The sequence below is a fragment of the Pseudomonas sp. P97.38 genome, assembly GCF_001269745.1.
Lineage (GTDB): Bacteria > Pseudomonadota > Gammaproteobacteria > Pseudomonadales > Pseudomonadaceae > Aquipseudomonas > Aquipseudomonas chlororaphis_E.
Window position 1 is genome coordinate 112,448 of sequence record NZ_LHVJ01000016.1, and the last position, 13,907, is coordinate 126,354.

14 protein-coding genes are annotated in these 13,907 nt (G+C 64.8%); 11 read left to right on the forward strand and 3 right to left on the reverse strand.

All coding sequences use genetic code 11. The annotated features are described in order from the left end of the window. The first annotated feature begins 86 nt into the window (after nucleotides 1–86). From mdcA to madM, 9 genes are all read left to right on the forward strand, one after another. Nucleotides 87–1,757 (forward strand): malonate decarboxylase subunit alpha, encoded by a 1,671-nt coding sequence (mdcA, locus tag AD664_RS13575; protein ID WP_042731364.1) that lies wholly within the window; start codon nucleotides 87–89, stop codon nucleotides 1,755–1,757. Then, a complete protein-coding gene (locus AD664_RS13580; RefSeq protein WP_042731363.1) occupies nucleotides 1,757–2,632 on the forward strand; it encodes a triphosphoribosyl-dephospho-CoA synthase in 876 nt (291 codons plus the stop codon). Before mdcA ends, AD664_RS13580 begins: the two co-directional genes overlap by 1 nt. Continuing rightward, entirely contained in the window at nucleotides 2,632–2,931 is a 300-nt protein-coding gene (locus tag AD664_RS13585) for a malonate decarboxylase subunit delta (RefSeq protein WP_042731362.1), read from the forward strand. The genes AD664_RS13580 and AD664_RS13585 overlap by 1 nt, the downstream gene beginning before the upstream one ends. Then, on the forward strand, nucleotides 2,924–3,775 hold the full coding sequence (locus tag AD664_RS13590; protein ID WP_042731361.1) for a biotin-independent malonate decarboxylase subunit beta: 852 nt from the start codon (nucleotides 2,924–2,926) through the stop codon (nucleotides 3,773–3,775). Before AD664_RS13585 ends, AD664_RS13590 begins: the two co-directional genes overlap by 8 nt. Continuing rightward, nucleotides 3,772–4,575, forward strand: a complete 804-nt coding sequence (gene mdcE / locus AD664_RS13595; RefSeq protein ID WP_042731360.1) for a biotin-independent malonate decarboxylase subunit gamma — start codon at nucleotides 3,772–3,774, stop codon at nucleotides 4,573–4,575. Before AD664_RS13590 ends, mdcE begins: the two co-directional genes overlap by 4 nt. Continuing rightward, on the forward strand, nucleotides 4,569–5,192 hold the full coding sequence (locus AD664_RS13600; protein ID WP_053147225.1) for a malonate decarboxylase holo-ACP synthase: 624 nt from the start codon (nucleotides 4,569–4,571) through the stop codon (nucleotides 5,190–5,192). Before mdcE ends, AD664_RS13600 begins: the two co-directional genes overlap by 7 nt. Continuing rightward, nucleotides 5,189–6,109 (forward strand): malonate decarboxylase subunit epsilon, encoded by a 921-nt coding sequence (gene mdcH, locus AD664_RS13605; protein ID WP_053147226.1) that lies wholly within the window; start codon nucleotides 5,189–5,191, stop codon nucleotides 6,107–6,109. Before AD664_RS13600 ends, mdcH begins: the two co-directional genes overlap by 4 nt. Nucleotides 6,110–6,176: 67 nt before the next feature. Further along, nucleotides 6,177–6,569: a malonate transporter subunit MadL gene (gene madL, locus AD664_RS13610; protein ID WP_042731357.1), complete on the forward strand. Its 393-nt coding sequence runs from the start codon at nucleotides 6,177–6,179 to the stop codon at nucleotides 6,567–6,569. Between the two features lie 5 nt (nucleotides 6,570–6,574). Further along, a complete protein-coding gene (madM, locus tag AD664_RS13615; RefSeq protein ID WP_042731367.1) occupies nucleotides 6,575–7,339 on the forward strand; it encodes a malonate transporter subunit MadM in 765 nt (254 codons plus the stop codon). Nucleotides 7,340–7,447: 108 nt separating this feature from the next. Here the strand turns inward: madM and AD664_RS13620 are convergent, their stop codons facing one another. Beyond that, nucleotides 7,448–8,362, reverse strand: a complete 915-nt coding sequence (locus AD664_RS13620) for a LysR substrate-binding domain-containing protein (RefSeq protein ID WP_042731356.1) — start codon at nucleotides 8,360–8,362, stop codon at nucleotides 7,448–7,450. A 292-nt stretch (nucleotides 8,363–8,654) separates the two neighbouring features. On the opposite strand from AD664_RS13620, the gene AD664_RS13625 reads away from it, so the two are divergent. Beyond that, the gene (locus tag AD664_RS13625; protein ID WP_053147228.1) at nucleotides 8,655–9,272 is read left to right on the forward strand and encodes a hemolysin III family protein; all 618 of its coding nucleotides are present in this window, start codon (nucleotides 8,655–8,657) and stop codon (nucleotides 9,270–9,272) included. 132 nt (nucleotides 9,273–9,404) lie between these two features. Here the strand turns inward: AD664_RS13625 and AD664_RS13630 are convergent, their stop codons facing one another. Both AD664_RS13630 and AD664_RS13635 read right to left on the reverse strand, forming a co-directional pair. Further along, a complete protein-coding gene (locus AD664_RS13630) occupies nucleotides 9,405–10,124 on the reverse strand; it encodes a 16S rRNA (uracil(1498)-N(3))-methyltransferase (RefSeq protein WP_053147230.1) in 720 nt (239 codons plus the stop codon). A 176-nt stretch (nucleotides 10,125–10,300) separates the two neighbouring features. Further along, nucleotides 10,301–11,707, reverse strand: a complete 1,407-nt coding sequence (locus tag AD664_RS13635; RefSeq protein WP_053147232.1) for an adenosylmethionine--8-amino-7-oxononanoate transaminase — start codon at nucleotides 11,705–11,707, stop codon at nucleotides 10,301–10,303. A 248-nt stretch (nucleotides 11,708–11,955) separates the two neighbouring features. On the opposite strand from AD664_RS13635, the gene AD664_RS13640 reads away from it, so the two are divergent. Further along, the gene (locus AD664_RS13640; RefSeq protein ID WP_053147234.1) at nucleotides 11,956–13,716 is read left to right on the forward strand and encodes a flavin monoamine oxidase family protein; all 1,761 of its coding nucleotides are present in this window, start codon (nucleotides 11,956–11,958) and stop codon (nucleotides 13,714–13,716) included. Nucleotides 13,717–13,907: the final 191 nt, after the last annotated feature.

Consider the following 13,907-nt stretch of genomic DNA (forward strand, 5'->3'; position numbering starts at 1 on the left):
GTAACGATCCTCCATCGAGCTTGATTGATGCCGTCACACCATCGCTCCTAAGGTAAGCCCCACGACAGCGAACCCGTGGAGTGGTCATGACAACAACAATATCCCCCGACTCGCGCTGGACGCGGCGGCGCGGCGAAAAGCAGCGGCGTCTCGGGCTGGTGAAGGGGCTGGCCGACGGTGTGGTGTTGCCCACCGACAAGATCGTGGCGGCGCTGGAGGCGCTGGTCCTGCCAGGCGACCGTGTGGTGTTGGAGGGCAATAACCAGAAGCAGGCGGATTTCCTCGCGCGCGCCCTGGCCAAGGCCGATCCTTCGAAGCTGCACGACCTGCACATGATCATGCCCAGCGTCGGCCGGCCCGAGCACCTGGACCTGTTCGAACGCGGCATCGCCCGCAAGCTCGACTTTTCCTTCGCCGGCACCCAGAGCCTGCGCATCAGCCAGTTGCTCGAAGACGGGCTGCTGGAAGTCGGCGCGATCCACACCTACATCGAGCTTTACGCCCGGCTGGTGGTGGACCTGATTCCCAACGTGGTGCTCTCGGCCGGCTTCATGGCCGACCGCGCCGGCAACATCTACACCGGCCCGAGCACCGAAGACACCCCGGCGTTGATTGAACCGGCGGCGTTCAGCGATGGCATCGTCATCGTCCAGGTCAATCAGTTGGTAGACGACGTCAGCGACCTGCCGCGGGTGGATATCCCGGCGTCCTGGGTGGATTTCGTGGTGGTGGCCGACAAGCCGTTCTATATCGAGCCGCTGTTCACCCGCGACCCGCGTCACATCAAGCCGGTGCACGTCTTGATGGCGATGATGGCGATCCGTGGGATCTATGAGAAACACAACGTCCAGTCCCTCAACCACGGCATCGGCTTTAACACCGCGGCGATCGAGCTGATCTTGCCGACCTACGGCGAATCCCTCGGGCTCAAGGGCAAGATCTGCCGCAACTGGACCCTCAACCCGCACCCGACGTTGATCCCGGCCATTGAAAGCGGTTGGGTCGAAAGCGTGCATTGCTTTGGCACCGAGCTGGGGATGGAAAACTACATCGCCGCCCGGCCGGACGTGTTCTTCACCGGCCACGACGGCTCGCTGCGCTCCAACCGCATGATGTGCCAACTGGCCGGGCAATACGCGGTGGACCTGTTCATCGGCGCGACCCTGCAAGTGGACGGCGACGGCCATTCCTCCACCGTGACCCGAGGGCGACTGGCCGGCTTCGGCGGGGCACCGAATATGGGCCACGACCCGCGTGGTCGTCGACATGGCACGCCGGCCTGGCTCGACATGCGCCATGGCGACGGCGAGGCGCCATTGCTCGAACGTGGCAAGAAGCTGGTGGTGCAAATGGTCGAGACCTTCCAGGAAGGCGGCAAGCCCACCTTCGTCGACACCCTCGATGCGGTGGACGTGGCCAGGAAAGCCGGGATGCCCCTGGCGCCGATCATGATCTACGGCGACGACGTCACCCACCTGCTCACCGAGGAAGGCATCGCCTACCTGTACAAGGCCCGTTCCCTGGAAGAGCGCCAGGCCATGATCGCTGCCGTGGCCGGCGTCACCGCCATCGGCCTGCGGCACAACCCCAAGGACACCGCCCGCATGCGCCGCGAGGGCTTGATCGCCTTGCCCGAAGACCTCGGCATTCGCCGCACCGACGCCACCCGCCAATGGCTCGCCGCCAAGAGCGTGGCCGATCTGGTGGAGTGGTCCGGTGGCCTCTACAACCCGCCCGCCAAATTCAGGAGTTGGTAATGCTCGCATTCAACCTGCAACCGAAAACCCTGAGCCTGGCCGACCGACTGGCCGACCTGGCGGTGGACGCGCTGATCGACGAAGCGGACCTGTCGCCCAAACCGGCGCTGGTGGACCGACGTGGCAACGGCGCCCACACCGACCTGCACCTCGGCCTGATGCACGCCTCGGCGCTGGCCTTGTGGCCGGCTTTCAAGCAAATGGCTGAAGCAGCGATCGAGTTCGGTGAAATCGGCCTGCCGCTGCGCGAAGCCCTCGGGCGGATCGGACGGGAAGGGGAAGCGTCAATGCTTGCCACCACCGGTGGCGTGAACACCCATCGTGGCGCGATCTGGGCGCTGGGCCTGTTGGTGGCCGCGGCTGCGCTGGCACCTCAAGCCGCTACGGCCGGCGCGGTCACCTTGCGCGCCGCGCGCCTGGCGTTGCTAGACGATCGCTATGCGCCAAGGCCCCTCAGCCATGGCGCCCAAGTCGCCCAACGCTACGGCGCCCGCGGCGCCAGGGAAGAAGCGCAGCTTGGTTTTCCTTCGATCACGCAGCGGGCCCTGCCGCAACTCAGATGCAGCCGCGCCCAAGGGCACGGCGAACAGAACGCCCGGCTCGATGCCTTGCTGGCGATCATGACCCAACTGGCGGACACCTGCGTGCTGTACCGCGCCGGCGAGCCCGGTTTGCAGGCCATGCAGACTGGCGCCCAGGCGGTGCTGGACGCCGGCGGCAGCGCCAGCCTCGACGGTCGCCGCCGCTTGCACGGGCTGGACCAACAACTGATCGCCTTGAACGCCTCGCCCGGCGGTGCCGCCGACCTGCTCGCCGCCTGCCTGTTCGTCGACCGTATCGAATCGGGTGACGGCCTCATCCAGGGAGCTTTCTGATGCAAACCTTAATGTTTGAATTCCCCGCCGGGCAGCCGCCACGGGGGCGTGCCCTGGTGGGCTGTGTCGGCTCGGGCGACTTGGAAGTGCTGATCGAGCCGGGGCTGGCCGGCAAGCTGACCATCCAGGTGCAGACCTCGGTCAATGGCAGCGAACAACGCTGGCAACATCTGTTCGCCCGGATGTTCGACGGCCAGACGCCTCCCGCGCTGGCCATCGACATCCACGATTTCGGCGCCACCCCTGGGGTGGTACGCCTGCGCCTGGAACAAGGCTTCGAGGAGATCGGTCATGACTGACAGCGCAGCGTTGCTCAACAAGCACAGCTTCGTCGAACTCGGTGCCCGGCAGCGGGCGAAAGCCTTGCTCGATGCCGGTACGTTTCGCGAGTTGCTCGACCCGTTCCAGCGGGTCATGTCGCCCTGGTTGCTGCGACAAGGCGTGGTGCCCCAAAGCGACGACGGGGTGGTGATCGCCAAGGGCTCGCTCGACGGCCTGCCGGTGGTGATCGCCGCGATCGAAGGCGCGTTCCAGGGCGGCAGCCTCGGCGAGGTCGGTGGGGCGAAGATTGCCGGTGCGCTGGAGTTGGCTGCCGAGGACAACCGTCGTGGCATTCCGACCCGCGCCGTGCTGCTGCTGGAAACCGGCGGCGTGCGCTTGCAGGAGGCGAACCTGGGCCTGGCGGCGATTGCCGAGATCCACTCGGCGATCGTCGACCTGCGCCAGTACCAGCCGGTGGTGGGCGTGGTGGCGGGCAGCGTCGGCTGCTTTGGCGGCATGTCCATCGCCGCCGGGTTGTGCAGTTACCTGCTGGTGACCCAGGAGGCCCGGCTGGGCCTGAACGGCCCGCAGGTGATCGAGCAGGAGGCCGGGCTCGACGAGTACGACTCCCGCGACCGCCCCTTCATCTGGAGCCTGACCGGTGGTGAACAGCGTTTTGCCACCGGGCTGGTGGACCGCTACAGCGCCGATGATGTGACACAGATTCGCCAACAGGTCAGCCAGTTGCTGCACCTGGGCGTACCTGCCCAGCACCGCAGCGGCCAGGCCGGGCTGTTCCTGCAACGCCTGGCTCGCCTGGACACGCACGCGCAGATCGAACCGGCCGCGGTTCGCCAGTTGTATCAGGGAGAACGCCCATGAGTTCGTATTCATTGAGAGGCTTGCGCTGGTTCGAAGCCTTGAGCGGCGGTGCCGAGCCGCTGTCGGGATTGCCTGCTTCGGTGAAAGTTGTCGACACGACGCTGGGCGAACAGGCCGTGCGCCTGTTGGCGGTCGTGGCCGACCCCGACAACCGTTTTCCCCGTGCGCGCAACGGCGAGGTCGGTTTGCTGGAGGGCTGGGGCCTGGCCAAGGCGGTGGACGACGCCATCGAGGCCGACCGCCAGGCGTCCGCCAAGCGGGCGCTGATCGCCATTGTCGATGTGCCCAGCCAGGCTTATGGGCGCCGGGAAGAAGCCCTGGGCATCCATCAGGCCCTGGCGGGGGCGGCGGACAGTTACGCCCGTGCCCGCCTGGCCGGGCACCCGGTGATCGGCCTGCTGGTGGGCAAGGCGATGTCTGGGGCGTTCCTGGCCCACGGCTACCAGGCGAACCGGTTGATTGCGCTGCGCGATCCGGGGGTGATGGTCCACGCCATGGGCAAGGCGTCGGCGGCGCGGGTGACCCTGCGCAGTGTCGAAGAACTGGAAGCACTGGCCGCCAGCGTGCCGCCGATGGCCTATGACATCGACAGCTTTGCCAGCCTGGGATTGCTCTGGGAAACCTTGTCGGTCGAGCAGATCGAACAGCCCTCGGTGACCGATCTGGCCCGGGTTGCCGACTGCCTGCAACAGGCGATCAAGCATGTCGGCGGGGCGCCTCGGGATTTGCGCAGTCGCCTTGGGGCGCCCCATCGCGCCGCTTCCAGCCATGTTCGCCAATTGCTGAGTGAGCAGTGGTGAGCACCTTCTTGGCCCACGACCTGCTCTGGGGGATGACCCCGGCGCAGTTGCCATTGGATGCACCCGCCTGGGCGAGCGAAGCCCTCGGTCTCGGGCACCCGGTGGTGGTACGACGGGCGCTGAGCCCGGCCGGGTGGGTGGCGGTGGGCATTCGTGGTCGGGCCCGGGAACAACGTTATGCCACGTCGATGCCGTTGGCGGCGATCCTGCGCCGGGTTCGCCCGGAAGACCTGTGCCAGGCCCACTCCGCTCGCGACCTGCCGGCCCTGCGAGCGCTGTCCCGTCTGCGGCCGCTGCTCGATGCCTGCGGCTGGCGCTGGGGCATCAGCGGCAGCGCCGGGTTCGAGCTTGCCAGTGGGGTCGAGGCCCTGCATGCGCGCAGCGACCTGGACCTGATTCTGCGCACGCCACAACCGTTGGAACGCCAGCGAGCCAAGGCGTTGCTGGCGGACCTGGAGGACTCGGCGTGCGGGGTGGACATGCAGCTGCAAACGCCCTTCGGCGCCGTGGCGCTGCGGGAGTGGGCGGGGTCGTCGCGCCGGGTCCTGCTCAAGGATGACCACCAGGCCCGACTGGTGAGCAATCCCTGGCAGCCGGCGCTGGAGCAGGTGGCATGAGCAGCCTTTTGGTGTTTCCGGGCCAGGGCGCGCAGCGGGCAGGCATGCTCCACGGCCTGGCGCCGCAGTGGTTGGAACAGGCCAGCGAAGTGCTCGGTGAAGACGTGCTGCAACTGGACAGCGCCCAGGCGTTGCAATCGACCCGCGCCGTGCAGTTGTGCCTGTTGATCGCCGGCGTGGCGGCATCCCGTCGATTGCTGGAGCAGGCGCCGGCACCGGATTATGTGGCGGGGTTGTCCATCGGTGCCTATCCGGCGGCAGTGGTGGCGGGTGCGTTGGGGTTCGAGGATGCGCTGCGGCTGGTCAGCCTGCGCGGAGAACTGATGCAGCAGGCGTACCCACAGGGCTATGGCATGACCGCCATCATCGGCCTGGACCTCGCCGCCGTGGAAGGCTTGCTGGCGCAAGTGCACAGCGACAGCACGCCGGTCTACCTGGCCAATATCAATGCCGATAACCAGGTGGTCATCGCCGGTAGCGACGAGGCCATGGCCACCGTCGCCAGGCACGCGCGCGGCCAGGGCGCCGGCAAGGCCTGTCGCCTGGCGGTGAGCGTGCCGTCCCATTGCCCGCTGCTGGAGGCCCCGGCGCGAACGTTGGCCCAGGCATTTGCCGATGTACCGCTGCAAGCCCCGGCCTTGGGTTACTTGAGCGGCAGCCGTGCCCGGCTGGTCATCGCGCCGCAGGCCTTGCGTGACGACCTGGCCTTCAACATGTGCCGTGTCGTCGATTGGCGCGGCACGGTGCAAAGTGCCTACGAGCGCGGTGTGCGGCTGCAGATCGAACTGCCACCCGGTGCGGTGCTGACCGGGCTGGCGCGCCGGGTGTTCGAGTCGGGCACGGTCATGGCCTATGACGGTGCCCGGCTCGATACGCTGCAGACGCTGCTCGCAGAGGAGGGATGCCGCCAACCCTAGACCACCGACTCAAGCTGGCGAAGCACAAAAACAACAACTTCGACGATGCATTTTGAGGACTACAACAATGATTATTTACGGCGTGGCGTTTCTGGCTTTTTGTACCCTGACGGGTATTTTCATCGGTGAACTGCTGGGTAAGTTGATCGGCGTGCCGGCCAATGTCGGCGGGGTCGGCATTGCAATGCTGTTGCTGATCGGCCTGGGCAGCTACCTGGGCAAGCGTGGTCTGTTCAAGGGCAAATCCGAGGCCGGGGTGGAATTCTGGAGCGCGGTCTACATTCCCATCGTTGTGGCAATGGCAGCCCAGCAGAATGTCTACGGTGCCCTCAAGGGCGGGCCGATGGCGATCCTGGCGGGGACTCTGGCGGTGGTGATTGCCTTTGCAATGGTGCCGGTGCTGGTGCGCATCGGCAACAAGGGGCCTGAAGCCGACACCTGCGTGAAAACGGTAGGGTGATCGCCATGTACGAATCATTGATGAAGGTCATCACCGGCTACGGCCTGATCAGCGGTTTCGCGATTGTCGGCATCACCATGTGGGTGTCGTACTGGATCAGTAACACATTCACCAAGGGTCGCCTGCATGGTTCAGCCATCGCGATACTGCTGGGGCTGGTGCTGTCGTACATTGGCGGCGCGATGACCGGGGGACAGAAAGGGGTGGTGGACATTCCATTGCTCTCGGGCATCGGCCTGCTGGGCGGCGCGATGTTGCGCGACTTTGCCATCGTCGCCACTGCGTTCGGCGTGAACATCGAAGAACTCAAGCGTGCCGGTTTCGTCGGAGTGCTGGCGCTGTTCGTCGGCGTCGGGACATCATTCATCGCCGGTGTTGGGGTGGCGATGGCCTTCGGTTATACCGACGCGATAAGCCTGACTACCATTGGCGCAGGCGCGGTCACCTACATCGTCGGCCCCGTGACCGGCGCAGCCATCGGCGCCAGTTCCGAGGTGATGGCACTGTCGATTGCCGCAGGCTTGATCAAAGCGATCCTGGTCATGGTGGCGACGCCGTTCGTGGCGCCACTGATCGGCCTGAACAACCCACGCAGCGCGGTGATCTTCGGCGGCTTGATGGGGACCTCCAGTGGCGTGGCGGGCGGGCTCGCAGCCACGGATCCGAAGCTGGTGCCCTATGGTTGTCTGACGGCGGCGTTCTATACCGCGCTGGGTTGCTTGCTGGGTCCCTCGGTACTGTTTTTGATCATGCGAGGGCTGTTGGGGTAGTTCGGTTGGCAGGGGCGCCCCCTTCGCGAGCAGGCTCGCCCCACGTTTGATCGAGAGGCCCTGGGATCTTGTGGGCGCGAGCCTGCTCGCGAAGAAGTCCGCGGGGTCTCAACCCTGGCGATTGGCGTACATCCGGCACTCGGCGAGCAACGCCAGCAGGTTCGGGTCGCGCTCCTTGGCCTTGAGGAACACCACGCCGATGTGCTGTTGCAATCGGTACTTGTCCTGCAACGGGATGAGTTTTACCCGGTTCTCGTACACCGCCGCGATCCTGCCTGGCAGCAACGCATAGCCCACGCCCGAGCTGACCATGCTCAGCAGGGTAAAGATGTCGTTGACCTGCATCGCCACCTTCGGCTCGAACCCCGCCTGCCTGAACACCCGGATGCCGTCCTGGTGCGTGGCAAACCCCTGGGTCAGGGTGATGAACGTCTCGTCGCGGACCTCGGCCAGGTCGACCTCACTGCGCTGGGCGAACGGTGAGTCGGCCGGCGTGGCGAGGAAAATGTCATCGGAGAACAGCGCGATGTGCTCGCAGTCCGGGTCGTTGACGCTGTCGTCCAGCGAGACCAGGATCGCGTCCACTTCCATGTTCTTGAGCTTGTACAGCAGGTCGATGTTGGAGCCCATGATCAGGTCGATGTTGAGTTCGCTGCGGCGGATCTTCAGGCCCATGATCAGTTGCGGGACGGTCTTGACCGTCAGTGAGTAGAGCGAGCCGAGCTTGAAACGCTCAGCGGAGAACCCGGCGGCCTCACGGGTCAGGCGCACGCTTTCGACCACGTCCTGAATCAGCTTCTGGGCCCGTTCCTCCAGCACGTAGGCGCTTTCCAGCGGCGTGAGGTTGCGACCTTCGTGCTTGAACAGCGGGCAACGCAGGGCGCTCTCCAGCGAGTGAATGGCCCGGTGCACACTGACGTTGCTGGTCTGCAACTCAACCGCCGCCCGCGCCAGGTTGCCGGTGCGCATGAACGCCAGGAACACCTCGAGTTTCTTCAGGGTCAATTCTTCGTCGATCAGCATGGGGCGGGCTCTTATTCGTGTCATCCGATTGTGCCTCAATCGCAACTGTGGCGAGGATATTGACGAGGTTTTTCGGGAGGCATTCAGCTGTGGCAAGGACGCTTTTGTGGCGAGGGAGCTTGCTCCCGCTGGGCTGCGAAGCGGCCCCGGTTTTGTGCGATTGCTGCGCAATCGAACGGGAGCAAGCTCCCTCGCCACAGGGTTGTGTCAGCAGGTCTTAAGCAAACCATTGCACTTTATGGCGCCAGGCCTGAGCCTTGGCGCATGTCTGGACATATGGGGTAAGGATTCGATGTATCACGGGGAACGACTCAACGCATGGACCCACCTGGTCGGGGCCATTGCGGCCTTTGTCGGTGGTGTGTGGCTGGTGGTGATTGCCGCGCTGACCGGCGATCCCTGGAAGATCGTCAGCGTGGCGATCTATGGGTTTACCCTGCTGGTGCTGTACAGCGCCTCGACGGTCTACCACAGCGTGCGCGGACGCCGAAAAGAGATCATGCAGAAGGTCGATCATTTTTCGATCTACCTGCTGATCGCCGGCAGCTACACGCCGTTCTGCCTGGTGACCTTGCGCGGGCCGTGGGGCTGGAGCCTGTTCGGGATCGTCTGGGGGCTGGCGCTGATCGGGATCCTGCAGGAGATCAAGCCACGATCCGAGGCGCGGATCCTGTCGATCGTGATCTACGCCGTGATGGGCTGGATCGTGCTGGTGGCGGTCAAGCCGCTGCTGGCGGCCCTGGGCAGCACCGGTTTCGCCTGGCTGGCCTCGGGCGGCGTGTTGTACACCGTGGGCATCATTTTCTTCGCCCTCGATAAACGCCTGCGCCATGCCCATGGCATCTGGCACCTGTTCGTGATCGCCGGCAGCCTGCTGCACTTCGTGGCGATTCTGCGTTATGTACTCTGACAAACACCACCGAACCCGTGTGGGAGCGGGCTTGCCCGCGAAAGCGGTGGGTCAGCCAACATCGATGTCACTGACCCATGGCATTCGCGAGCAAGCCCGCTCCCACACGGGGTTCTCAGTGGCCGCAGGCGGTTAGAAATCCCCCCACAACTGCTGCGCCACCGCCAGCGCCACCACCGGTGCGGTTTCGGTGCGTAGCACGCGAGGGCCGAGGCGGGCGGCGTGGTAGCCGGCGGCCTTGGCCTGTTCGACTTCGCCTTCGGACAACCCGCCTTCAGGGCCGATCAGGAAGGCCAGCGTCGATGGCCTGGCATGGCTGACCAACGGCTCGGCCACCGGGTGCAGCACCAGTTTCAGCTCGGCCTCGGTCTGCTTCAGCCAATCGGCCAGCAGCAATGGCGCATGGATCACCGGCACGCTCGAACGGTCGCATTGCTCGCAGGCGCTGATCGCCACCTGGCGCCAGTGCAGCAGGCGTTTGTCGGCGCGTTCGTCCTTGAGGCGCACTTCGCAGCGTTCGCTGAAAATCGGCGTGATCTCGCTGACGCCCAGTTCCGTGGCTTTCTGAATGGCCCAGTCCATGCGCTCGCCCCGGGACAAGCCCTGGCCGAGGTGAATGCGCAACGGTGATTCAGGCTGCCCGGCGAACTGCTCGTCCAGTTGCACCCGCACGCGCTTCTTGCCGACTTCGGCCAGGCTACCGCGATACTCCTGGCCTGAGCCGTCGAACACCTGAACCGCATCCCCCTCGGCCATGCGCAGCACCCGGCCGATGTAATGCGCCTGGGCCTCGGGCAGCTCGTGGTCGCCGAGGCTCAGGGGGGTGTCGATGAAGAAGCGGGACAGTCTCATGTGGGTTCTCTGCTGAATCAGGGGGTGTCGTTGCTATTTTGATCGAGCGCTTTTTGTGGCGAGGAAGATTGCTGTGGCGAGGGAGCTTGCTCCCGCTGGGCTGCGAAGCGGCCCTTTTTTTGCGATTGCTGCGCAATCGAGCGGGAGCAAGCTCCCTCGCCACGGAGAATCTATTTTCAGCCCGGGTCGCGATAGCCCGGATGAAAGTCCTTCGGCACCGCCACGCTGACCGTGTCCCGGGTGGCAATGTCGATGCCTTCGCTGGCCACTTCGGCCAGGAAATCGATCTGCTGCGGGGTGATGATGTACGGCGGCAGGAAATACACCACGCTCCCCAGCGGACGCAACAACGCCCCGCGCTCCAGGGCATGCTGGAACACCTTCAGGCCACGCCGTTCCTGCCAGGCGTAGGCGGTCTTGCTCGCCTTGTCCTTGACCATCTCGATGGCCAGCACCATGCCGGTCTGGCGCACTTCGGCGACATTCGGATGATCGACCAGGTGCGCCGTAGCGCTGGCCATGCGCTGGGCCAGGGCCCGGTTGTTGTCGATGACCTGGTCCTGCTCGAAGATATCCAGCGTCGCCAGGGCCGCCGCGCAGGCCAGTGGATTGCCCGTGTAGCTGTGGGAATGCAGGAAGGCCCGCAGGGTCGGGTAGTCGTCGTAGAAGGCGCTGTAGACCTCGTCGGTGGTCAGGCAGGCCGCCAGCGGCAGGTAGCCACCGGTCAGGGCCTTGGAGAGGCACAGGAAGTCCGGCGTGATGCCGGCCTGCTCGCAGGCGAACATCGTGCCGGTGCGGCCGAAGCCGACGGCGATTTCGTCGTGGATCAGGTGCACGCCGTAGCGATCGCAGGCTTCGCGCAGCAGTTTCAGGTACACCGGGTGATACATGCGCATGCCGCCGGCGCCCTGGATCAGCGGCTCGACGATCACCGCCGCGACCGTGTCGTGATGTTCGGCGAGGGTCTGCTCCATGGCGGCGAACATCGTGCGTGAATGCGCTTCCCAGCTCACGCCCTCGGGCCGGTGGTAGCAATCGGGGCTCGGCACCTTGAGGGTGTCGAGCAGCAGCGCCTTGTAGGTTTCGGTGAACAGCGGCACGTCGCCCACCGACATCGCCGCGATGGTTTCGCCGTGATAGCTGTTGCTCAGGGTGACGAAGCGCTTCTTGTCCGACCGGCCACGATTGACCCAGTAATGGAAGCTCATCTTCATCGCCACTTCGATGCAGGACGAGCCGTTATCGGCGTAGAAGCACCGCGTCAGGCCTTCAGGCGTGAGCTTGACCAGACGCTCGGACAGTTCGATCACCGGCTGGTGGCTGAAACCGGCGAGGATCACATGCTCCAGTTGATCGACCTGATCCTTGATCCGCTGGTTGATGCGCGGGTTGGCGTGGCCGAACACGTTGACCCACCAGGAGCTGACGGCATCGAGGTAGCGCTTGCCCTCGAAGTCTTCCAGCCACACGCCTTCACCGCGCTTGATCGGGATCAGCGGCAGCTGTTCGTGGTCTTTCATCTGGGTGCAGGGATGCCACAGCACGGCGAGGTCGCGTTGCATCCACTGGTCATTCAGGCCCATTTACAGTCTCCTCGGTGCGGCTCGCGGCGGGCGCGGGCAAAACAATCGCGCAAGCCTATGCAATGGTGGCCGCGCGGACAACCCATTGTGTCATTCCCGCTACTTTGGCCGAGGCGATAGACGTCGCTGGCGGCGTTTTGATGGCTGACGTATTCTTCGCCGTTCCCTGAGCCGACTGGCTCGAAAGACCGTGAGCCGTCTGGCTCGAACAACTGAAATTTCCTACGTTTTAATCCGGAGTTCGCTGAATGTCTGCTGGTTGGCTGCGCGCCTGTGCGCTGGTGATGATAGGGCTGTTCAGCGTTTCGGCGCTGGCCAAGGACAAACAACCGACGGCCATCGTCGTCGGTGGCGGCCTGGCGGGGCTGACGGCGGCCTATGAGCTGCAGAACAAGGGTTGGGCCGTGACGCTGCTGGAGGCCAAGCAGGACCTGGGCGGCCGTTCGGGCATGGCCACCAGTGAATGGATCGGCAATGACAAGACCCAGCCGGTGCTGAACAAATACGTCTCGACCTTCAAGCTGAGCACCACGCCGGCCCCGGAGTTCGTGCGTACCCCCAGCTACCTGATCGACGGCACCTACTTCACGGCCGCGGACCTGGCGACCAAGCAGCCGGCCACCGCCGAAGCCCTGAAGCGCTACGAAACCACCCTGGATGATCTGGCGCGCTCCATCGAGGACCCGCAGAACCCGGCCGCCACCAGCACGTTGCACGCCCTGGACCAGATCACCGTGTCCAACTGGCTCGACCGCCTGCAACTGCCCGCCACCACGCGGCAACTGGTGAACCAGGAAATCCGTACCCGTTATGACGAACCTTCGCGCTTGTCGCTGCTGTATTTCGCACAGCAGAACCGCGTTTACCGGGGTGTGTCCGACCGCGACCTGCGGGCCTCGCGCCTGCTCGGCGGCAGCCCGGTCCTGGCCCAGGCGTTCGTCAAGCAACTGAAGACCATCAAGACCAACTCGCCGGTATCGGCGATTTCCCAGGACAAGGACGGCGTGACCGTCAAGGTCGGCAGCGTCGGCTACCAGGCCGACTACGTGGTGTTGGCCGTGCCGCTGCGGGCGCTGAACAAGATCCAGCTGACCCCGGCCCTCGACGCCCAGCACCAGGGCGCGATCAAAGGCACCAACTACGGTTGGCGCGACCAGATCATGCTCAAGTTCAAGACTCCGGTGTGGGACAGCAAGGCGCGCATGTCCGGCGAGATCTACAGCAACACCGGCCTGGGCATGATGTGGATCGAGCCGGCCTTGAAGGGCGGCGCCAACGTGGTCATCAACCTGTCCGGCGACAACGCTCGGGTGATGCAGGCCTTCGGCGACAAGCAGATGGTCGACCAGGTGCTCATTCGTCTGCACGCGTTCTACCCACAGGCCCGTGGCGCGTTCACCGGCTATGAAATCCGTCGCTACAGCACCGACCCGTCCATGGGCGGCGCCTACCTGGCCTTTGGCCCGGGCCAGATCAGCAAGTACTGGCGCCTGTGGGAAAAACCGTTGCAACGCGTAGCCTTTGCCGGCGAGCACACCGACACCTTGTACCCAGGCACCCTCGAAGGTGCGCTGCGCAGCGGTCAACGGGCGGCCAGCCAGGTGGAAGACCTGGCAGCGGGCAAGTCGTTCGAGCCGGCCAAGGTGGCTCCGGTCGCGGCGGCGGCAGCGGGCGCCGTGGCGGCGAAGAAGGGCAACTTCTTCACCAACCTGTTCGGTGGGTCGGACGACGAGAAGAAGCCAGAGCCAGTCAAGGCACCGGAACCGGTAGCGCCTGCTCCAACACCTGCGCCGGCACCCGTCCCAGCACCCGCACCGGTGGAGCCACCAGCGCCTGCTCCGGTGAAAGTTGAGCCAACCAAGAAAGCAACGGCTAAGCCGGCGGCGAAAAAACCGGCCGCCAAGGCTCCCGCCAAAAAGTCCCCGTCCAAGGCTCCGGTGAAAAAGGCCGAGCCGGTGAAGAAGGCAGCAGTCAAACCGACGACGGCTACTGAGACGAAGGCTCAGTAACGATCAGGTGGAAAGAACGCGGCTCAAGGGCCGCGTTTTTTATTCAGCATCAAGCGTACCGGCGGCGCCACCCAAAGCCCGGCGTCGCTTAATGAGCGTTACGTCCTACACCTCTTGGCGATATATCGGAAACTTCCCACCCTTTAACCAGAAGCAAGCGATAGAGCGCACCAAGCCATAAGTCTAGGCTC